This is a genomic window from Streptomyces sp. TSRI0281, assembly GCF_001905125.1.
GTDB lineage: Bacteria > Actinomycetota > Actinomycetes > Streptomycetales > Streptomycetaceae > Streptomyces.
This window is the reverse complement of sequence record NZ_LWLE01000035.1, coordinates 222,747-241,957: the sequence shown is the minus strand read 5'-3', so window position 1 is coordinate 241,957 and position 19,211 is coordinate 222,747. Positions and strand designations below refer to the sequence as shown.

The window sequence follows — 19,211 nt, the reverse complement described above, 5'->3', positions numbered from 1 at the left end:
CGCGTCCACGTGTTGGAGCGGCGCTCTAATCGATGAACGATCGGCTTCCATTTCCCCCGTGTCCCTGGTTAGAGTGCTGCTCTAAATAGGAGGTGCAAGGACATGCGACTGACCCCGACGGAACGCGACCGGCTGCTGCTCTTCGGTGCCGCCGAACTGGCCCGTGCCCGCCGCGCCCGGGGTCTGCGGCTCAATGTCCCCGAGGCGACCGCGCTGATCGCGGACACCGTCTGCGAGGCCGCCCGTGACGGGCGGCGGCTGGCCGAGGCGATCGAGGCGGCCCGCTCCGTGCTCGGCCCCGACGACGTGCTGCCGGGCGTCGCCGATGTGGTCACCGAGGTCCATGTGGAGGCCGTCTTCGACGACGGCTCCCGGCTCGCCGTCGTCTCCCGCCCGCTCGGCGCCGGCCTCGGCGACCTGGCACCCGGCGCGCTCGTCCCCGGCCCCGTGACCCCCGAACCGGTCCCCGCGCTCCGGCTGACCGTCCGGAACACCGCGACCGTGCCCGTCAGCGTGACCTCCCACTTCCACTTCTTCGAGGCCAACCCCCGGCTCGACTTCGACCGCGGCGCGGCGTACGGGATGCGGCTGTGCGTGCCCGCCGGGTCCTCGGTCCGCTTCGGCCCCGGCGACCGCGTCGAGGTCGGCCTGGAGCCGATCGGCGGCGCCCGGATCGCGATCGGATTCGCCGGGCTCGTCGACGGCCCGCTGGACGCACCGGGCGCGAAGGAGGAGGCCCTGCGCCGCGCGGTGGCCTGCGGCTACCTCGGAGCGGAACGGCGGCCGGAAGCGGAAGCGGAAGCCGCGGGAGCCGGTGCGCAAGCCGGACGAGCCGCTGCGCAAACCGAAGGAGCCGTACCGGAAGCCGAACGAGCCGAAGAGCGGACCGGAGCCGAAGAGCGGGCCGGAGCCGTGTCCGGCGTGGAGGAGAGGCAGTGATGGACCCGTACGCATACGCCGCCACGCACGGCCCGCGCGCCGGGGACCGGGTCAGGCTCGGGGACTCCGGGCTGACCGTCCGCGTCGAGTCCGACGCGCAGAAACCCGGTGAGGAGTTCCTCGCCGGATTCGGCAAGACCGCCCGCGACGGGCTGCACCTCAAGGCCGCGGCCGTCCGTGACACCTGCGATGTCGTGATCAGCAATGTGCTGGTCATCGACGCCGTGCAGGGCATCCGGAAGGTGTCCCTCGGTATCCGCGAGGGCCGGATCTCGGCGATCGGGCGGGCCGGGAACCCGGACACCCTCGACGGTGTCGACGTGGTCGTCGGCACCGGCACGTCCATCGTCTCCGGCGAGGGGCTGATCGCCACGGCGGGCGCCGTGGACACCCATGTCCATCTGCTCTCGCCGCGCATCATGGAAGCCTCGCTCGCCTCCGGCGTCACCACGATCATCGGCCAGGAGTTCGGCCCGGTCTGGGGCGTCGGCGTCAACTCGCCGTGGGCCCTGCGGCACGCCTTCAACGCCTTCGACGCCTGGCCGGTCAACATCGGCTTCCTGGGCCGCGGTTCGTCCTCCCACCGGGCGCCGCTGGTCGAGGCGCTGGCGGAGGGCGGGGCCTGCGGCTTCAAGGTCCATGAGGACATGGGCGCCCACACCCGCGCCCTGGACACCGCGTTGCGGGTCGCCGAGGAGTACGACGTCCAGGTCGCGCTGCACAGCGACGGGCTGAACGAGTGCCTGTCGGTGGAGGACACCCTGAGCGTCCTGGAGGGCCGCACGATCCACGCCTTCCACATCGAGGGCTGCGGCGGCGGGCACGTCCCCAACGTCCTGAAGATGGCGGGCGTGGCGAACGTCATCGGCTCCTCCACCAACCCCACCCTGCCCTTCGGCCGGGACGCGGTCGCCGAGCACTACGGGATGATCGTCTCCGTACACGACCTGAAGACCGACCTGCCCGGCGACGCGGCCATGGCCCGCGACCGCATCCGCGCGGGCACCATGGGCGCCGAGGACGTGCTGCACGACCTCGGCGCCATCGGGATCACCTCGTCCGACGCCCAGGGGATGGGCCGGGCGGGCGAGACGGTCCGCCGTACGTTCGCGATGGCCGGCAAGATGAAGGCCGAGCTGGGCCCGATGGAGGGCGACGGACCGGGCGACGACAACGCCCGCGTGCTGCGTTACCTGGCCAAGCTCACGATCAACCCGGCCATCGCGCACGGCCTCTCCCACGAGGTCGGCTCCATCGAGACCGGCAAGCTCGCCGACATCGTGCTGTGGCGCCCCGAGTTCTTCGGCGCGAAGCCCCAGCTGGTCCTGAAGTCCGGCTTCCCCGCGTACGGCGTCACGGGCGACCCGAACGCGGCCACCGACACCTGTGAACCCCTCGTCCTGGGACCGCAGTTCGGCGCCCACGGAGCGACCCCGGCCGACCTCTCGGTGGCGTTCGTCTCCGAGGCGGCGACCCAGCTCGGCGCCGACCTGATGCCCACCCGCCGTCGCCGGGTCGCCGTCCGCGGCACCCGGGGCATCGGCCCCGCGGACCTGCGCCTCAACTCCCGTACGGGACAGGTCGCCGTGGACGCGGACAGCGGCCTCGTCACGCTGGACGGTGACCCGCTGCGCTCCGAGCCCGCCGACTCCGTCTCCCTCAACCGTCTCTACTTCCTCTAGGACCCCGCCATGACGCCCTCCGCGACCTTCCGTATGCCCCCCGAGTGGGCCCCGCACGAGCGCACCTGGATGGCCTGGCCCGGCCCCAACCCCACCTTCGACAGCGACGCCGAACTCGACGGGGCCCGCCGCGCCTGGGCCGACGTCGCCCGCGCGGTGCGCCGCTTCGAACCCGTCACCATGGTCGTCGGCCCCGGCCAGGAGGAGAGCGCCGTCGCGCTGCTCGGCCCGGACATCGAGCTGGCCGTCCGCCCCCTGGACGACGCCTGGATGCGCGACATCGGCCCCACCTTCGTCACCGACGGACGCGAACTGGCCGCCGTCGACTGGACGTTCAACGGCTGGGGCGCCCAGGGCTGGGCGCGCTGGGAGCACGACGCGCACATCGCCCGCGGCGTCGCGGAGCTGGCCGCCGTCCCCGTGCACAGCTCCCCGCTCGTCAACGAGGGCGGCGCGATCCACGTCGACGGAGAGGGCACCGTCCTGCTCACCGAGACCGTCCAGCTCGGCAAGGAGCGCAACCCCGGCTGGACCCGTGAACAGGTCGAGGCCGAGATCCACGCCCGGCTCGGCACCGAGAAGGCCATCTGGCTGCCCCGCGGCCTCACCGCCGACTACGGCACCTTCGGGACTCTGGGCCACGTCGACATCCTCGCCGCCTTCGCCCGCCCCGGCACCGTGCTCGCCCATGTCCAGCCGGACCCGGCCCACCCCGACCACGAGATCACCCGCGAGGCCCTGCGTGTCCTGCGTGCCGCCACCGACGCCCGGGGGCGCCCCCTGGAGGTGGTCGAGGTCCCGGCCCCCACGGTGCTGCGGGTGGACGGCGAGTGGGCCGACTACTCCTACATCAACCACTACCTCTGCAACGACGGCGTGATCCTCTGCGCCTTCGACGACCCGCGCGACCAGGAGGCGGCGGCCCTCTTCGGCCGGCTCTTCCCGGACCGCACGGTGACCCTGGTCGACGCCCGTACGATCTTCGCGGGCGGTGGAGGCATCCACTGCGTCACCCAGCAGCAACCGAAGGTCTGAAGCCCATGCCCGCCTCCCCCCGTCGCCGCAACACCGCCCCGCCGCGCGAGGACGTGCTGGCCGCCGCCATGGCCACGATCGCCGAGCGGGGGCTCGACGGGCTCACCATGGCCGGGCTCGGGCGGGAGGTCCACATGAGCAGCGGCCACCTGCTCTACTACTTCCGCACCAAGGACGAGCTGCTGCTCCAGACCCTGGAGTGGAGCGAGGACCGTCTCGGTGCGGAGCGGCGCGCGCTGCTCGCCCTGCCCGGCACGGTCCGGGAACGGCTGGACGCGTACATCGCCCTGTACGTCCCCGAGGGGCACCGCGACCCGCACTGGACCCTCTGGCTGGAGGTCTGGAACCGCTCGCGGGACGCGGACGACGACGCCCGCGTCCGGCAGGCCGCCATCGAGGGCGCCTGGCACCGGGATCTGGTGGCACTGGTCGCCGAAGGGGTCTCGCGCGGGGAGTTCCGGGCGGTGGACGCGGAACGGTTCGCGACCCGGCTGCGGGCGCTCCTCGACGGGTTCAGCGTCCATGTGACGGTGGGCATCCCCGGTACGGGCCGGGACCAGGTCCTGGACCGGGTGGCGGAGTTCACGGACGAGGCGCTGGCGCCCGCCCCGTCCTGAACGACGCGTACGTACGCCGGTACGCGCCCGGCGCCCGCCCGTACGCCGGTCCGCTCCCGACACCCGCCCGCCGACCGCGCCGTCGGAGCGGGAGCCGGAGCCGGAGCCGTGCGACGTCCCGAGAGCGGCGACCGCATTCTGAGACGGGCCCGGATCGGGGAGCGCGGTGTGCCAGACTGCTCCCGTGTCCTCGTTCGTCATGATTATTGGCAACAGGCGCGCCGGTCCGCAGTGACCGTCCCGTACCACCATGTACGGCACGGACATCGTGCCCCAGACCCGCGCGCAGACCTCTCGCACCCGCGAGGGGTTTTTTCGTTTTCCGGCCCTCACCTCGGCCGGGGCGAGGCACGCGGGATGATGGGGGCAAGTGGAGCCAGATCGTCCGGATCCACTCATCCGACAGGAGTCAGATCAGCATGACCACCAAGGCCAAGGCCACCGACGACAGCTTCCATGTCTTCGACACCACACTGCGCGACGGTGCACAGCGTGAAGGCATCAACCTGACGGTCGCGGACAAGCTGACCATTGCCCGGCACCTGGACAACTTCGGCGTGGGATTCATCGAGGGCGGCTGGCCGGGCGCCAACCCCCGCGACACGGAGTTCTTCTCCCGCGCCAAGCAGGAGATCGAGTTCCAGAACGCCCAGCTCGTCGCGTTCGGCGCGACCCGCAGGGCGGGTGGCAAGGCTTCCGAGGACCCGCAGGTCAAGGCGCTGCTGGAGTCGGGGGCGCCGGTGATCACCCTGGTCGCCAAGTCCCACGACCGCCATGTGGAGCTGGCCCTGCGCACCACCCTGGAGGAGAACCTGGAGATGGTCCGCGACACCGTCTCCCACCTTCGCGAACAGGGCCGCCGGGTCTTCGTCGACTGCGAGCACTTCTTCGACGGCTACCGTGCCAATCCCGACTACGCCAAGGCCGTGGTCCGGGCCGCCCACGACTCCGGCGCCGATGTCGTGATCCTCTGCGACACCAACGGGGGCATGCTCCCCGCCCAGGTGCAGGCCGTCGTCGCCACCGTCCTCGCCGACACCGGCGCCCGGCTCGGCATCCATGCCCAGGACGACACCGGGTGCGCCGTCGCCAACACCCTGGCCGCCGTGGACGCGGGCGCCACCCACGTCCAGTGCACCGCCAACGGCTACGGCGAACGGGTCGGCAACGCCAACCTCTTCCCCGTCGTCGCCGCGCTGGAACTCAAGTACGGCAGGACCGTGCTCCCCGAGGGCGCGCTCGCCGACATGACGCGGATCTCGCACGCCATCGCCGAGGTCGTCAACCTCACCCCCTCCACCCACCAGCCCTATGTGGGGGTCTCCGCCTTCGCCCACAAGGCTGGGCTGCACGCCTCCGCGATCAAGGTCGACCCCGACCTGTACCAGCACATCGATCCGGCGCTGGTCGGCAACACCATGCGGATGCTGGTCTCCGACATGGCGGGCCGCGCCTCCATCGAGCTCAAGGGCAAGGAGCTCGGCATCGACCTCGGGGGCGACCGCGAACTGATCGGCCGGGTGGTCGAGCGCGTCAAGGAGCGCGAACTCAGGGGCTACACCTACGAGGCGGCCGACGCCTCCTTCGAACTGCTGCTGCGCGGCGAGGTCGAGGGCCGGGCCCGCCGCTACTTCCGTACCGAGTCCTGGCGCGCCATCGTGGAGAACCGCCCCGACGGTACGCACGCCAACGAGGCGACCGTGAAGCTCTGGGCCAAGGGCGAGCGCATCGTCGCCACCGCCGAGGGCAACGGCCCGGTCAACGCGCTCGACCGGGCCCTGCGCGTCGCCCTGGAGCGGATCTACCCGCAGCTCGCCAAGCTGGAGCTGGTGGACTACAAGGTCCGCATCCTGGAGGGCCGCACCGGCACCGAGTCCACCACCCGCGTACTGATCACCACCGGTGACGGAACCGGTGACTGGGCGACGGTGGGGGTCGCGGAGAACGTCATCGCCGCGTCCTGGCAGGCGCTGGAGGACGCGTACACCTTCGGACTGCTGCGGGCCGGGATCGAGCCGACCGAGTAGCCCCGCTGCCGGAACCGCCACTGCCGGAGCCGCCACTTCTGGTGGGCGGCTCCGGTGCGGGCAACGGATCCGGGCGCGGTGCGGGCAACCGGAATCCGGGTCGGTCCGAGCCTCCGGATCCGGTCGCCGTATGCGTTGCAGGTGTACAGCGGCGCCTTTGCTCCGACGGTGCGGGGACCGGTTCAGGCAGCGGACTGGGTGCCCGGCCAGGTGAAGGTCGCCGAGGTGCGGCCCGGGAGGGTGTAGGTGAACTTCTGCCGGCCCCAGTTGACCGTGACCGGCTGGGCGGAGCCCGAACCGTGGCCAAGGGGCTCTCCGAGCGGCGCGTGATGTTCAGCTACGCCGCCCGCAACGCGGTCCTGCCCAACATCTCCGGCTTCGCCCTCTCCCTGGGCTTCATCGTCGGCGGCACGCTGCTGGTCGAGATGGTCTTCTCCTACCCCGGCATCGGCTACCAGCTCTTCCATGCGGTCGGCGCCAAGGACTACCCGCTGATGCAGGGCGTCTTCCTGATCATCACGCTCTCCGTCCTCGCCGCGAACCTGCTGGCCGACCTCGTCTACGCCGCCCTCGACCCCCGCACCCGGAAGGAGGCGTAGGGCCCATGTCCGATCCCGACGCGATGAGTGACCAGCTCCTCCAACCAGCCTCCGCCGAACACTGGTTCGGCACCACGCAGACCGGGCAGAACGTCCTCTCGCAGATCCTCGTCGGCACCCGGGGCGTCCTGGTCGTCAGCTTCGTCGCCGGATTCTTCGCGACCGTGCTCTCCGTACTGATCGGGGTCAGCGACGGATTCCTCGGCGGAGCCGCCGACGAGATCCTCTCCGCGCTCTCCAAGATCTTCCTGGTCATCCCCGGACTCCCGCTGATCATCATCATCGCGAGCTTCGTCCCGGACACCGGCGACCTGCTCATCGCCACCGCGATCGCCTTCCCTTTTTGGGCCTGGGGCTCCCGCACCCTGCGCGTCCAGACCCTGTCGCTGCGCCGACGCGACTACGTGGAGGCGGCCCGCGCCACCGGCGAGTCGACCTGGCGGATCATCCTCTTCGAGATCATGCCGAACCTCACCGCCGTCATCGCCTCCGGCTTGCGTCGACCGGATCGCGCAGGGTGGCCTCAAGGCGGAGATCGACCGGATATGGGTGCGGGTCGAGCAGAAGTAGCGCCGGACCTCCTCCGGGCGGACCGGCCTTTCCCGGAGGAGCCGGCCCGCCTGGAGAAGCGGGCCCGCCCGGAGCGGGCTGCCCGCCTGGAGGAGGTTGCCTGTCTGGAGTAGCGTGAAGTATGAGGAAAAGGCTTTTTTCCACGCTCATGGCGGGCCTGCTGCTCATATTCGCAGCCGTGGCCCTCGCTCTTGCCCCGGCCGCGTCCGCCGCCCCCGCCGCGACCCTCAACGACGCCGCACAGGCCCTGCGGAAAGATCCGGTCTATGTGGACCCGGGCGCCCGCGACCAGCTCTCGGCCGCCCAGGAAAAGGCCCTGGAGAAGAAGATCACGGACGCCGACAAGCCGGTGCTCGTGGCCGTCCTCCCCGCCACCTCCGCCTTCCCCGCGCAGGATCTGCTCCAGACCCTGCGCGCGGACACCGGCATCACCGGCGTGTACGCCGTACGTCTCGGCAACGGCTTCAACGCGGGAGCGGACCCGCAGGTCATGCCGACCCGCGCGGTCGTGAATCTCACCGACGCCGTGAAGACACCGGCCACCGACACCGGCACCGCCGCCCAGCTGAACGCCTTCGTCGACCGTGCCGTCGAGCAGGCCCGGGGCAGCGCCCCCGCCTCCTGGTCCGGCGGCAGCTCGGACAGCGGCGGATCCCCCTCGACCGGCCTCATCGCTCTCGGCGCGATCGCCGTGGTGGGCGGCGCGGGCGCATACGCGGTCGTCCGCCGCAACCGGCGCCGCAAGGAGGAAGAGGAACGGGCGGCGCTCGACAAGCTCCGGGTCGTCGTGGACGAGGACATCACCGCGTACGGCGAGACCCTGGAGCGGCTCGACTTCCATCCGGCGGAGAAGGGCGCGGACGACACGGTGCGTGCCGACTACGAACGCGCCCTCGACTCCTACGAGAGCGCCAAGACGAAGATGGAGCACGCCCAGCACCCCTCGGACGTGCGCCCGGTCACCCAGTCCCTGGAGGACGGCCGCTACTCCCTCGCCGTACTGGAGGCCCGCCGCACGGGCAAACCGGTCCCGGCCCGCCGCCCGCCGTGCTTCTTCGACCCGCGCCACGGCCCCTCGGTCGCCGACGTGCTGTGGACCCCGTCCGGCGGCGCGGCCCGCGAGGTCCCCGTCTGCGGTGCGGACGAGGTCCGGCTGCGCGAGGGCGAGGACCCGATGAGCCGCACGGTCGACGTCGGCGACGGCCGCCGCCGCCCGTACTGGGAGGCGGGCCCGGCCTACGGCCCCTGGGCGGGCGGCTACTTCGGCGGCGGCCTGCTCCCCGGCCTGCTGGTCGGCACGATGCTCGGCTCCATGCTCGCCACCCCGGCGTACGCGGGGGAGTACGGAGGCGGTGACTTCGGCGGAGGCGGCGGCGACTGGAGCGGCGGCGACTTCTCCGGCTCGGACTTCGACTCCTCCGGCTTCGGCGGCGGCGGCTTCGGGGACGGCGGAGGCGGGGGAGGGTTCGACGGCGGCGGCGGGTTCTGAGCCCTGCCGGTGGGGTTGCGGCCCGGCCAACGAAGTCGGTCAGCGAGCGAGACGCCGTCCCAGCAGCCGGGCCTGCTCCCGCTTCAACCCCGTGAACCCCTGCCGGGCGTACGCCGCGATCTCCTCGCTCGGGAACGGCACGACCGAGAGGCGCCGGTCGTAGCTGCCCTCTGCCCGAGCAGGCTCAGGGCCGGAGCTTCGGCAGGAGGTTCTTGGCGGTGGCTTCCATGGCTGCGAAGGTGATGTCCAGGTCCTGCGCGTTCATCGGATGCCCGCTCTGGGTGTGGAACTCGCAGTCGAGATTGCTGTCCCGGACGATCAGACGGAGGTCGGCCTTCCAGGGGCCGTCCTCGGAGGAGACATAGCGGTACGCCTGGTTCCCGAGTCCCTTGACGTCGGTCAGGGAGGAGTCCGCGACCTCGGCGGTTTCCCTGACGTGCCGGTGCATGCCGATCGCCTTGCCGATGTCCTTCCAGGCGCTGCACCGGGCGACGGCGCGTGCGTGCACCGTTGTGCCGTTGCTGAGCGATTGCTTGCACTCGGAGCCGCTGGACACCGAGGGATCGCCCCCGGTCTCGCGTCCCTGGGCCGCGCTCGCGAAGGGGGCTACGGCGGTGGCGAGTTCGCTGAAGTCGACCAGGTCGCACAGGCGGTCGGGCGGTGCGTAGGTGCCGGGTCCCGCGGTGCGTTCGGGGGAGGGCGAGGGTGCCGATCCGTCGGACGAGCCGTCGCCACCGCAGCCGGCCAGGACTGCGGACAGGGCCGCCACGACCAGGACCATGTTCCCGCTGACCCGACGTGTACGTGTCATGACGCCCCCCTCGACCCCGGCCGATGCGCTCCGGGGGCAGGCTAGCGGACCTCGCGATGCGTGGTCGGTTCATGGGCAAATTGATGAACTGGCCGCGCCCTGAACGGAGTCGGGGCCGAGGGCCGGTCCAGGGCGGTCGTCGGCGAGTGGGGCCGCCGAGCGGGACGGGGTGCAGGCTCCACCATGCTCGGACCTGCTGGCCGGATGGTCCGGCAGAGCGCCAACACGCAGGCTGAACATGTCCGGATTTCCGAGGGAAAGGAACCCTCTGTGTTCAGCTTGAAGTCGGTGCGCCGCCGCGCGGTGCGCACCACTGCCGTCGGTGCGCTCGCCGTCGCTGCCTGCGCCACCCTGATGACCGGCAGTGCCGGAGCGATCGTCAACGGTGACGATTCCACCGAGCGCTACCCGTTCATGGCGACGATCCCGGAGTCGGCCCCGGAACACGGGCTGTACGACGGTACGTGCGGGGCGTCGCTCATCGACCGGCAGTGGGTACTGACGGCGGCCCACTGCGTCCAGGGGGACGGCCTTGAGCTGGACGGCATCGTCCGGATCGGCAGCGCGCACCGGAAGTCCGGGGGAACCGTCCGGGCCATCGAGCGGACGGTCGTCCATCCCGGTTATGTGAACGGCGGTGTGACGGCCGCCAACAAGGATGACGTCGCGCTCGTCCGCCTCGACCGCCCGGTCGCCGAGAAGCCCATCCGTATCGCCGAGCGGGCCGCGCGGCCGGGCACCCCGACCCGGCTCCTGGGATTCGGCACCACCGTCGACACCGAGATGAAGTTCGCGGAGCGGCTGCAGGAACTCGGTACGCGCAGGGGCTCCGAAGCCGAGTGCGCCCCCGGCTACGCGGACCGGACCCGGTTGTGCACGATCAGCCGCGTGCCCAAGGCCATGGCGTGCTTCGGGGACTCCGGGGGGCCGCAGCTCCAGAAGGGCCGACACGGACGCTGGGAGCTGGTGGGGGCCACATCGGGCCCCGGCGCCCCGAACGTCGCGTGCTCGGACGGGCCGGGTCTCTACAGCAACGTGCCCGCCTACGCGGACTGGATCAGCAAGACCATCAAGCGCAACGTCTGACCCCCGGCAGCCGCCGACCGTATCGGGGGGTCGCCCCTGATACGGCGGTCGGGATGCGTTCCGTCAGCGCGCCACGGCCCGCGTCTACTGGACGGTGGCGCTGCTGATGAACGCGTCCCAGGCGGTGGGGGGAACGGTGAGGACCGGTCCGTCGGCGACCTTGGAGTCGCGGATGTGCACGGCGGCCGGGTGCGCGGCCACCTCGACGCAGTTGCCGCCCTGGTCGCTGCTGTAACTGGACTTGCGCCAGTCGTAGGCGACTTCGACGCAGGCCCCACCTTGGTCGCTGCTGTAGCTGGACTTGAACCAGTCGAGCGTGGCGGGGCGGGGGTCCGGGTGTGCTGCGCGGGTCATGTCTCTCCAAGCAGTTCGTCCAGGAGGCGCATGCTCAGCTCAATGGATAGCGCCTGCGAACGCAGCATCCCATATTTCTGTTGGAGCACGCTGACGTCGTCCGGATCCACATGCAGGAAGCTGGTGAGCTGCCCCTCGACGTAAGAGTAGTAGTCGTGATCAGGGGTCTCCAGCAGCACCATGGGCCCCGCGAGCCCCGCGTGCTTGGGCAGCTCCATCGGCATGATCTGGAGCCCCAGGAAGGGCAGTTCCATGCAGCGGCGCAGGTGCTGCATCTGCCGCCGCAGTATGGCGGGGTCACCGATCCGGCTGCGCAGCATGCTCTCCTCCAGGATGAAGTGCAGCATCGGGCGCGGTTTGCGTTCGAGGAGCTTCTGCCGGTCGAGCCGGGCAGTCACCCATTCCTCCTGCTCCGACTCTTCGACCGGCGGATAGAGGCAGGAGAAGATGAACCGGGCGTACTCCTCGGTCTGGAGCAGGCCGGGCACCACCTGATTCTCGTACGAGAGCAGTGTCACCGCGTCCTGCTCGTACTCCACGAGGTCCTGGACGAATGCCGGGTAACGCTCCTTCTTGGGGATCTTCGCCACGGCTACCTGCAACACCCCCTTGGTGTCCAGCAGTTCGTCCAGCAGGACGGCGAAGTCCATCTGCAGTTGCCTGCGTCCCTGCTCGATCGAGGCGATCGTGTCCTCACCCACGCGGCATGCTTCCGCCAGGGTCGCCTGGGTGTATCCGGCCGCTTTACGGAACGTCGCCAGCTGGACGCCGATCAGATGCCAGGACGTGATCCGCTTGTTGCTCTTTGCCGAGTGCATGGACTGGCTCTCCCCATTTCGAACCCCGGATGACCCGTCAGAGGTCGTACAGATCCGTTGTACGACCTCCTGCGCACTGATTCACGCTAGTGACTTTGGGTGACCGTGGCGGCCGGAATGAGCCAACTCAACTCCCGTACTCCGTGTGCCGCGTGAGTGCCCACAGCAGGAACGCGAGGCCGCTGATCCCGGCGCCCAGTGCGCATACGGCTCCCCAGCCGGCCGCCGCGTACAGGGAGGTCGCGGCGATGGCGCCGGCGGCGCTGCCGATCGCGTAGAAGATCATGTATCCGCCGATCAGCCGCCCGCCCGCGTCCGGGTGCAGGGCGTAGATCAGGGTCTGGTTGGTGACATGGACCGCCTGTACGGCCAGGTCGAGGACGATCACGCCGATGACCAGCGCCCAGAGCGAGCTGCGGGTGAAGGCCAGGGGCAGCCACGAAGCGGCGAGCAGTGCCAGGCCGATGCCTGTGGTCCGCCGGGAGAGCCCCCGGTCGTTCAGGCGGCCCGCCGCCGTCGCGGCGAGCGCGCCCACGGCTCCGACCAGCCCGAACGCGCCGATCGCGGTGTGGGACATGGAGTACGGGGCCTCGCTGAGCGGCAGCGCGACGCTGCTCCACAGGGTGCTGAACGCGGCGAAGATCAGCAGCCCGAACACGGCCCGGAGCCGGAGGAGCCGTTCCCGCGCGAACAGGGTCACCGTGGAGCGCAGCAGCTGCCCGTAACGCAGGGAAGCCGTCGGCAGTACGTCGCCGTGGCGCGGCAGCACCCGGTGCAGGACCAGGGCGAGTACCGCGATGAGCACCGCCGATGCGAGGTAGACGGAGCGCCAGCCCGCGAGGTCGGCCAGGAGGCCGGACACGGTGCGGGCGAGCAGGATGCCGATGACGACGCCGCTGGTCACCAGGCCGACGACACGTCCGCGCCGGTCGGGCGGGGCCAGTGACGCGGCGAAGACCACCAGCGTCTGTGTGACCACCGCGAGCAGCCCCACCGCGGCCATGCCTGCGAGCAGGATCCCTGCTGTCCCGGCGGTGGCGACCACGGCCAGCGCCCCGACCAGGAGCAGCAGTTGGACCACGATGATCCGTCGGCGGTCGGCCACGTCCCCCAAGGGCACGAGGAAGAACAGCCCCAGCCCGTATCCGATGTGCGTGAGTGTGACGACGCTGCCGATGAGGGCCGGGCTCATCGCGAGGTCATGGCCCAGCGTCACCAGGAGTGGCTGGGCGAAGTAGACGTTGGCCACCGCGGTACCGCACGCGACGGCGAACAGCATGACCACGCCACGGGACAGGGCGTACCCGGTGACACCCCCGCTCCGCGCCGCGGTCCGTGGTGTCACGGCCTCACTGTTGCCGACCATGCGGAACCCTCCGTACGACTGGTTTCATCTTGCTACCAGTGAGGACGGTAACTATTTTGGTAGCATGTTGCAACCGGCATGAGGATGGAGGACGACATGGTGAACAGGACGCGCTTCGATGACAGCGACTGTCCCGTCGCGCGCTCGGTCGACGCGATCGGTGACTGGTGGTCCCTGCTGATCGTGCGGGACGCCTTCGACGGAAGCCGCCGCTTCGGGGAGTTCCAGCGCAGCCTGGGCGTGGCGAAGAACATCCTCACCACGCGCCTGCGCTCCCTGGTCGCCGGTGGTGTCCTCGAATCCGTCCCCGCCTCCGACGGCAGCGCCTACCGCGAGTACGTGCTGACCCCGAAGGGGAAGTCTCTCTTCCCCGTCATCGTGGCGCTGCGGCAATGGGGCGAACAGAGCTTCTTCGCGCCCGGCGAACCGCACTCGGAGCTGGTCGACCGGCAGCAGGGGAGCCGCCTTCGCCCACTGGAGGTCCGGTCGGAGGACGGGCGGCTGCTGAGCCCCGACGACACCACCGTCCACAAGCTCGCCGCCCGGTGAGCGGGGGCGGAGCGACGGGCCGCCGGGTCGCGACAGCGGTCGCGAGGGGTGAAGATGCACGCGCACCCCACCGCACCGGCAGAAGGCAGGCGACCGACGTCATGACCGATCACCTCACCGTGAGCGTCCTGGGTACCGGGATCATGGGGGCCGCGATGGCCCGTAACCTCACCCGCTCCGGACACGCCGTCCGCGCGTGGAACCGCACCCGGGCCAAGGCCGAACCGCTGGCCGCCGACGGCGCGTACATCGCCGACACCCCCGCCGACGCCGTCGAGGGTGCCGATGTCGTCCTCACCATGCTCCACGACGGCCCCGCCGCTCTTGACGTCGTGCGCCGGGCCGCGCCCGCGCTCCGGCCCGGCGCCGCCTGGGTGCAGTCCACGACCGCCGGGGTCGAGGCCGTGCGCGAGCTGGCCGACCATGCCCGGGAACAGGGGCTGGTCTTCTTCGACGCACCCGTTCTCGGAACCCGGGAGCCCGCGGAGGCCGGGCAGTTGGTCGTCCTGGCCGCCGGACCGGCCGGAAGCCGTGATGCCGTGACACCCGTGTTCGACGCCGTCGGCGCCCGTACCGTGTGGACCGGTGAGGACGGTGCGGAGGGCAGCGCCACCCGACTCAAGCTCGTGGCCAACAGCTGGGTCCTCGCCGCCACCAGCGCGGCCGGTGAGGTCCTGGCCCTGTCCAAGGTCCTCGGCGTGGATCCGGAGAGCTTCTTCGGTCTCATCGAGGGCGGTCCGCTCGACATGGGCTATCTGCGCGCCAAGTCCGCGCTCGTCCTGGAGGGCCGGCTGTCACCGGCGTCGTTCGCGGTCTCCACCGCCGAGAAGGACGCCCGGCTGATCGTCCGTGCCGGGCAGCAGCACGGCATCCGCCTCGACGTGGCCGAAGCGAGCGCCGAACGCTTCGCCCGTGCGGCGGCCCAGGGTCACGGCGGCGAAGACATGGCCGCCGCCTATTTCGCGAGCTTCGACGAGACGCGGACCGACTGACCGGGGCGGGAGGCGGCGGGGGCGGGGGCAGTGCGCGAGTGGTCGGCTCTCGCCGTTCCGAATCGTCGGTCGACCCGTCAGGAGTCGTACGGATCCGTTGTACGACCTGACTCACTGATCCGGGCCGGTGACGTTGTGTGACCTTGGCGGCATGAACGAGCCAACTCAACTCCCGTACTTCCGTGAAGCGTTCTACCGCCGTGAGCGCCGGTCCATCCCTTCCGTACGGAAGTTCGCCCGCGAGGCGCTGGTCGACTGGGCGTGCGAGGACCGTGCCGACGATGTGGTGCTCTGCGTGAGCGAACTCGCCACCAACGCGCTGCTGCACGGTGTGCCGCCCGGTCGCGGTTTCCGGGTCCACCTCTACCTGGAGCGCGTCGACGGGCTGATCCGCGTCGAGCTGCACGACAGCGGTGACGGCGAGGTCTGTGCGGCGGCCGGCGCGCCGGGGCCGGACGCCGAGGGCGGGCGGGGGCTGCTGCTGGTGGCCGCCGTGGCCGACCGGTGGGGGGTGGGGGAGCGGAACCCGGGCAAGGTGGTGTGGTGCGAGTTCGCCCTGCCGCGCGGCCGATGGCCGCTGGCCGGTGATCAGCCGGCCGGTGCGCACGCCCGGAGGAAGGTGTCGACAGAGGCGTGCGCCACGCTCCGCAGCTCGTCCTCGCCGATGGTGCGCGTACCCATCCGGGACCGGGCCTCCGTCGAGCCGGTCAGCAGCGCCATGAACTGCTCGGCGGCCAGGTCGGGGTCCGTGGAGCGCAGCCGCCCGCTCAGCATCAGCCGGGCCATCCGGTCGGCCAGGGCCTCGTTGATGCGGTGGGGTCCGCTCGCGCTGACGATGTCGAGGGTCTCGGGGAACCGGGCGATCTCCGAGTGCAGCAGCCGCCGCAGGGCGCAGGCCCGGTCGTCGCAGTGGAGCCTGAGCAGTTCGAGCGCCACCGACTCCAGGGTGGCGCGCAGGTCGTCCCCCGGCTCCAGCAGCGGTTCGAGCGCGGCGAGGCGCTTGCCCAGGGCGACCTGCGACTCGGTCTCCATGGCGTGGCGGAAGAGCGTGGCCTTGTCGTGGAGGTGGTTGTACACCGTGGGCTTGGCCACGCCCGCCTCGTCGGCGATCTCCTGGACCCCCGCCTGGTCGTAACCCCGGCGGGCGAAGACGGTGAACGCGCCTTCCAGGATCGCCTGCCGCTTGTCGATCCGTCCGCGTACTGGGGCTGTCATGACTCCGATCGTACGCACCGCCTCGTTCCGGCGGCGGGCTCGCGCCCCGGCCCGCCCCCGGTCTGCCCGCCGTCCGCATTGGAGCCGCGTCCGATCCGCTTCCGATCCGTTTCGGGTGTTTGCCGGAATGGCAATCAAACTTGTCGTTCCGGCAGTGCTGCGCGCACTCTCTCCCGTAACAGGAGGTGTTTCGGATGAACAACAAGAAGCAGCGGTACGACGTGGTGGTCGTCGGCGGCGGGGCGGCCGGACTGGGCGGGGCTCTCGCGCTGTCGCGGGCCCGGCGTTCGGTGCTGGTGATCGACAAGGGTGAGCCGCGCAACGCACCCGCGGCCCATGCGCACAACTACCTCGGCCGTGAGGGCATCGCGCCTTCGGAGCTGCTGGCGATCGGCCGCGACGAGGTGGCCGGGTACGGGGGCGAGATCGTCGGGGGCGGCGTCGTATCGGCCGAGCGGCTGCCGGGGGACGAGGGTTTCCGGGTGGTGGCGGAGGACGGTTCCGCCGTCGTGGCCCGTCGGCTGCTCGTGACGACGGGTCTCGTCGACGAGCTGCCGCCGGTGCCCGGACTGGCCGAACGGTGGGGGCGTGAGGTGCTGCACTGCCCGTACTGCCACGGCTGGGAAGTCGGGGACCGCCCGATCGGCGTGCTGTCGACCGGACCGCTCGCCGTGCACCAGGCGCTGATGTGGCGGCAGTGGAGCGAGGACGTCACCCTCTTCCGCCACACCGGTCCCGAGCCCACCGACGAGGAGTACGAGCAGCTCGCCGCGCGGGGGATCGCCGTGGTCGACGGCGAGGTGACCGGCCTGGAGATCACGGAGGACCGGCTCACCGGAATCCGGCTGGCCGGGGGCCGGGTGGTCCCGCGCGAGGCCCTGGTGGTCCAGGCCCGTTTCACCGCCCGATCCACCGTACTGGAGAGCCTGGGGCTGGTCCCGGTCGTGCAGGAGACGGCCGGGAGCGTGATCGGTTCGTACATCGCGGTCGACCCGACGGGGGCGACGGAGGTCCCCGGTGTCCGGGCGGCAGGCAACGTCACCAACCTGATGGAGCAGGTGATCGGCGCGGCCAACGCGGGACTGCGGGCGGCCATCGCGATCAACGCCGAGCTGATCGCCGACGACACCCGGCTCGCGGTCGAGGCGCGCCGGGCACGGTAGGCGGCAGGGGGCCGACCGCCCGCTCGGCCACTTCCTGCGGCAGGGGGCCGGCCGCCCGCACGGCCGCCCCCACCCCCCTCGTACCGCCCGCGCCGCTGTGCGCGGGCGGGTGCCGTTACCTGGTGATCCCGGTGATCCCGGTGATCCCGGTGATCCCGGTGACCGGGCCCTGGACGAAGACCGGCGACGTACCGGCCGACAGTGTGAAGCTGCCGCCCGTCGGCTGCCGCACGGAGCTGCGCCCCCAGGAGTCGACCAGCGTCACCGGGCCGGTCGCCGAGACGACCAGGTCGCGGGCCGTGGTCGCCCACACCACCCGGGTGGTCGTGCCGCCGCCGGTGAACCGGGCCGAGCGGGCCGGTGCGGTCAGCCCGTCGTCGCCGGAGTAGGTCCTGCCGCCGATCATCCGCGCGGTCACTGCCTGGGCGACCAGGGCCGGTTTCGGGGCGTTGGCGGCGACGGACACCGGGTTCGCGGCGGTGGCGGTGACCGGCTGCCGGAGCATGCCGAAGTTGTGCTCCTTGTTGGCGGGGTCGTTGCCGTCGTTGACCAGGTCGTACCAGTAGACCCGGCTCACGCCGTTGGCCAGGCCGACCGCGTAGAGCCGGATCAGGTTGTCGGCCTGCTGGAGTTCGCTGGTGCCGTGCCCGGTGTCGGTGGGCCAGCCCATCTCGCTGAGGACGATCGGCTTGTCCTCGCCGCCGTTGGCGTCACGAATCCGCTGACGCAGGCCCGCGATGGTGTCGCCGGTCCCCGCCATCCACTCCGGGCCGCCCGGGTAGTGGTACGGGTGGACGCTGTAGGCGTCCATCTGCTGGAGACCGCCGCGGTCGATCAGATCCGGTGCGAAGCACTTGGGGCCGGTGGCGGGCGTGCAGTTGGCGATGCCGATGGTGGCCGGTCCGACCACCGTGGCCTGCGGGTTCACGGCCTTCACGGCATTGTTGACGCCGGTGAGCACATCCAGGTAGCACGCGGCGGTCCGCCCGCACGCGCTCTTGTTGAAGGTCGTGCCGTTGTACTCGTTGAGCACCTCGACGTTGTTCTCGCCGTAGTGCTTCAGGAGCTCCGCGGCGAACTTCCCGAAGGCGGCGAGGCCTTCGGGGGTGCTGGGGGTCACCCCCTTGTCGTACAGCGGGTTGGCGCCGTTGGCGATGATCAGGGGGGTGATGCCCAGCGCACGGGCGCGTGCGATCCCGGCGGAGAAGGCCGCCGGATAGGTGTACGTGCCCTTCGCGGTCTCGAACCGGTCCCACCAGGCGTCCTCGCGGATGTGCGAGATGCCCGCCTTCCGAGCCTCGTCCAGCACCTGCGTGCCCCAGCCGGTGCGCGTGAGGTGCACGGCCGCGCCGAACGGGGACGACGGTCCGACCGCGCTGTCCGGCACCTGCTCGATGACGGCGAACGAGGTCCGCAGATCGGTCGGGTCGGTGGCGGAGCCCGCGTGCAGGGCGAGCTCGAAATAGCCGGGCGCGAGATCGGCGACGGACAGGGCGGCCCTGCCCCCGGAGAGCCAGCTGGTGCCGCTGCGGACCCGGGTGCCCCGCTCGTCGGTGACGGACCAGGAGACGGATGCGGCGGACGAGCCGAACTCCACGGTGCCCTGGCCCCGTTGGAAGATCAGGCTCGGGGAAGTGACGGTCAGGGTGTGCGTTGCGGCGGGGGCGGACGAGGGGAGCCCCACGAGCAGGGAGAGCGCGAGTGCGAGCACCAGGGTGAGCGCGAGGGGCAGGGGCAGGGGCCGATGCCGGGGATGGGAGGTGGCGGGGGGTCCGATCGGGATGCCGGTCATGGAGAGTCGCCCTCCGGGTGGTCGTGCCTGCTGGCGAGTGGGGTGACGGGATCGGTGGTGGGTGGCCGGTCGGCCGGTGGTGGGCGGCGGGTGACCGGGGGCAGCCG

Annotated in this window: 16 protein-coding genes and 3 pseudogenes; 13 read left to right on the top strand and 6 right to left on the bottom strand. The window is 71.3% G+C overall.

Features of this window, described 5'->3' with window-relative positions; translation table 11 throughout:
• Positions 1-102: 102 nt before the first annotated feature.
• From ureA to A6A29_RS35705, 8 genes and pseudogenes are all read left to right on the top strand, one after another.
• Positions 103-939 carry an urease subunit gamma gene (gene ureA, locus A6A29_RS35745; RefSeq protein WP_079183158.1) on the top strand — a complete coding sequence of 279 codons (837 nt, stop codon included), beginning with the start codon at positions 103-105 and terminating at the stop codon, positions 937-939.
• Positions 939-2,621 carry an urease subunit alpha gene (locus A6A29_RS35740; protein ID WP_073727004.1) on the top strand — a complete coding sequence of 561 codons (1,683 nt, stop codon included), beginning with the start codon at positions 939-941 and terminating at the stop codon, positions 2,619-2,621. The genes ureA and A6A29_RS35740 overlap by 1 nt, the downstream gene beginning before the upstream one ends.
• A gap of 9 nt (positions 2,622-2,630) precedes the next feature.
• Positions 2,631-3,656: an agmatine deiminase family protein gene (locus A6A29_RS35735; protein WP_073727002.1), complete on the top strand. Its 1,026-nt coding sequence runs from the start codon at positions 2,631-2,633 to the stop codon at positions 3,654-3,656.
• A gap of 5 nt (positions 3,657-3,661) precedes the next feature.
• The gene (locus A6A29_RS35730) at positions 3,662-4,273 is read left to right on the top strand and encodes a TetR/AcrR family transcriptional regulator (RefSeq protein ID WP_073727000.1); all 612 of its coding nucleotides are present in this window, start codon (positions 3,662-3,664) and stop codon (positions 4,271-4,273) included.
• A 419-nt stretch (positions 4,274-4,692) separates the two neighbouring features.
• Positions 4,693-6,300 (top strand): citramalate synthase, encoded by a 1,608-nt coding sequence (cimA, locus tag A6A29_RS35720; protein ID WP_073726998.1) that lies wholly within the window; start codon positions 4,693-4,695, stop codon positions 6,298-6,300.
• 302 nt (positions 6,301-6,602) lie between these two features.
• A pseudogene (locus tag A6A29_RS35715) lies at positions 6,603-6,899 on the top strand (ABC transporter permease subunit); the annotation flags it as partial.
• An 11-nt stretch (positions 6,900-6,910) separates the two neighbouring features.
• Positions 6,911-7,393: pseudogene (locus tag A6A29_RS35710) on the top strand (ABC transporter permease); the annotation flags it as partial.
• A gap of 197 nt (positions 7,394-7,590) precedes the next feature.
• Positions 7,591-8,958 (top strand): hypothetical protein, encoded by a 1,368-nt coding sequence (locus A6A29_RS35705; protein WP_073726996.1) that lies wholly within the window; start codon positions 7,591-7,593, stop codon positions 8,956-8,958.
• Positions 8,959-9,142: 184 nt separating this feature from the next.
• Here the strand turns inward: A6A29_RS35705 and A6A29_RS35700 are convergent, their stop codons facing one another.
• Positions 9,143-9,769, bottom strand: coding sequence for a hypothetical protein (locus A6A29_RS35700; protein ID WP_143197139.1), 627 nt, complete (start codon positions 9,767-9,769; stop codon positions 9,143-9,145).
• Between the two features lie 270 nt (positions 9,770-10,039).
• Between A6A29_RS35700 and A6A29_RS35695 the strand changes: the two genes are divergently transcribed.
• Positions 10,040-10,855: a S1 family peptidase gene (locus A6A29_RS35695; protein WP_073726992.1), complete on the top strand. Its 816-nt coding sequence runs from the start codon at positions 10,040-10,042 to the stop codon at positions 10,853-10,855.
• A gap of 84 nt (positions 10,856-10,939) precedes the next feature.
• Here the strand turns inward: A6A29_RS35695 and A6A29_RS35690 are convergent, their stop codons facing one another.
• The 3 genes from A6A29_RS35690 to A6A29_RS35680 all read right to left on the bottom strand — a co-directional run bounded on the left by A6A29_RS35690 (position 10,940) and on the right by A6A29_RS35680 (position 13,393).
• Positions 10,940-11,209: a DUF397 domain-containing protein gene (locus A6A29_RS35690; RefSeq protein ID WP_073726990.1), complete on the bottom strand. Its 270-nt coding sequence runs from the start codon at positions 11,207-11,209 to the stop codon at positions 10,940-10,942.
• Entirely contained in the window at positions 11,206-12,027 is an 822-nt protein-coding gene (locus A6A29_RS35685) for a helix-turn-helix domain-containing protein (RefSeq protein ID WP_073726988.1), read from the bottom strand. Before A6A29_RS35685 ends, A6A29_RS35690 begins: the two co-directional genes overlap by 4 nt.
• 127 nt (positions 12,028-12,154) lie before the next feature.
• Complete coding sequence (locus tag A6A29_RS35680) at positions 12,155-13,393, bottom strand: MFS transporter (protein WP_079183157.1); 1,239 nt, start codon at positions 13,391-13,393, stop codon at positions 12,155-12,157.
• A gap of 96 nt (positions 13,394-13,489) precedes the next feature.
• Here A6A29_RS35680 and A6A29_RS35675 point away from each other — a divergent pair, with 96 nt between their 5' ends.
• The 3 genes and pseudogenes from A6A29_RS35675 to A6A29_RS35665 all read left to right on the top strand — a co-directional run.
• Positions 13,490-13,942: a winged helix-turn-helix transcriptional regulator gene (locus tag A6A29_RS35675; RefSeq protein ID WP_073727384.1), complete on the top strand. Its 453-nt coding sequence runs from the start codon at positions 13,490-13,492 to the stop codon at positions 13,940-13,942.
• A 101-nt stretch (positions 13,943-14,043) separates the two neighbouring features.
• Positions 14,044-14,934: an NAD(P)-dependent oxidoreductase gene (locus A6A29_RS35670; RefSeq protein ID WP_073726986.1), complete on the top strand. Its 891-nt coding sequence runs from the start codon at positions 14,044-14,046 to the stop codon at positions 14,932-14,934.
• Between the two features lie 151 nt (positions 14,935-15,085).
• Positions 15,086-15,493 (top strand): annotated as a pseudogene (locus A6A29_RS35665) (ATP-binding protein); the annotation flags it as partial.
• A 29-nt stretch (positions 15,494-15,522) separates the two neighbouring features.
• Here the strand turns inward: A6A29_RS35665 and A6A29_RS35660 are convergent.
• Positions 15,523-16,149, bottom strand: coding sequence for a TetR/AcrR family transcriptional regulator (locus A6A29_RS35660; protein WP_073727380.1), 627 nt, complete (start codon positions 16,147-16,149; stop codon positions 15,523-15,525).
• A gap of 194 nt (positions 16,150-16,343) precedes the next feature.
• Between A6A29_RS35660 and A6A29_RS35655 the strand changes: the two genes are divergently transcribed.
• On the top strand, positions 16,344-17,312 hold the full coding sequence (locus A6A29_RS35655) for an NAD(P)/FAD-dependent oxidoreductase (protein WP_073726984.1): 969 nt from the start codon (positions 16,344-16,346) through the stop codon (positions 17,310-17,312).
• A 115-nt stretch (positions 17,313-17,427) separates the two neighbouring features.
• Here A6A29_RS35655 and A6A29_RS35650 read toward each other — a convergent pair whose 3' ends face one another.
• Entirely contained in the window at positions 17,428-19,104 is a 1,677-nt protein-coding gene (locus tag A6A29_RS35650) for a cellulase family glycosylhydrolase (protein WP_073726982.1), read from the bottom strand.
• Positions 19,105-19,211 lie beyond the last annotated feature (107 nt).

Bases quoted from the DNA above. Each gene is read 5' to 3' on its own strand.
- A6A29_RS35680 (WP_079183157.1), bottom strand. From the start codon at position 13,393: ATGGTCGGCAACAGTGAGGCCGTGACACCACGGACCGCGGCGCGGAGC.
- A6A29_RS35670 (WP_073726986.1), top strand. From the start codon at position 14,044: ATGACCGATCACCTCACCGTGAGCGTCCTGGGTACCGGGATCATGGGG.
- A6A29_RS35735 (WP_073727002.1), top strand. From the start codon at position 2,631: ATGACGCCCTCCGCGACCTTCCGTATGCCCCCCGAGTGGGCCCCGCAC.
- A6A29_RS35675 (WP_073727384.1), top strand. From the start codon at position 13,490: ATGGTGAACAGGACGCGCTTCGATGACAGCGACTGTCCCGTCGCGCGC.
- A6A29_RS35650 (WP_073726982.1), bottom strand. From the start codon at position 19,104: ATGACCGGCATCCCGATCGGACCCCCCGCCACCTCCCATCCCCGGCAT.
- A6A29_RS35730 (WP_073727000.1), top strand. From the start codon at position 3,662: ATGCCCGCCTCCCCCCGTCGCCGCAACACCGCCCCGCCGCGCGAGGAC.
- cimA (WP_073726998.1), top strand. From the start codon at position 4,693: ATGACCACCAAGGCCAAGGCCACCGACGACAGCTTCCATGTCTTCGAC.
- ureA (WP_079183158.1), top strand. From the start codon at position 103: ATGCGACTGACCCCGACGGAACGCGACCGGCTGCTGCTCTTCGGTGCC.
- A6A29_RS35690 (WP_073726990.1), bottom strand. From the start codon at position 11,209: ATGACCCGCGCAGCACACCCGGACCCCCGCCCCGCCACGCTCGACTGG.
- A6A29_RS35655 (WP_073726984.1), top strand. From the start codon at position 16,344: ATGAACAACAAGAAGCAGCGGTACGACGTGGTGGTCGTCGGCGGCGGG.
- A6A29_RS35740 (WP_073727004.1), top strand. From the start codon at position 939: ATGGACCCGTACGCATACGCCGCCACGCACGGCCCGCGCGCCGGGGAC.
- A6A29_RS35660 (WP_073727380.1), bottom strand. From the start codon at position 16,149: ATGACAGCCCCAGTACGCGGACGGATCGACAAGCGGCAGGCGATCCTG.
- A6A29_RS35705 (WP_073726996.1), top strand. From the start codon at position 7,591: ATGAGGAAAAGGCTTTTTTCCACGCTCATGGCGGGCCTGCTGCTCATA.
- A6A29_RS35685 (WP_073726988.1), bottom strand. From the start codon at position 12,027: ATGCACTCGGCAAAGAGCAACAAGCGGATCACGTCCTGGCATCTGATC.
- A6A29_RS35700 (WP_143197139.1), bottom strand. From the start codon at position 9,769: ATGACACGTACACGTCGGGTCAGCGGGAACATGGTCCTGGTCGTGGCG.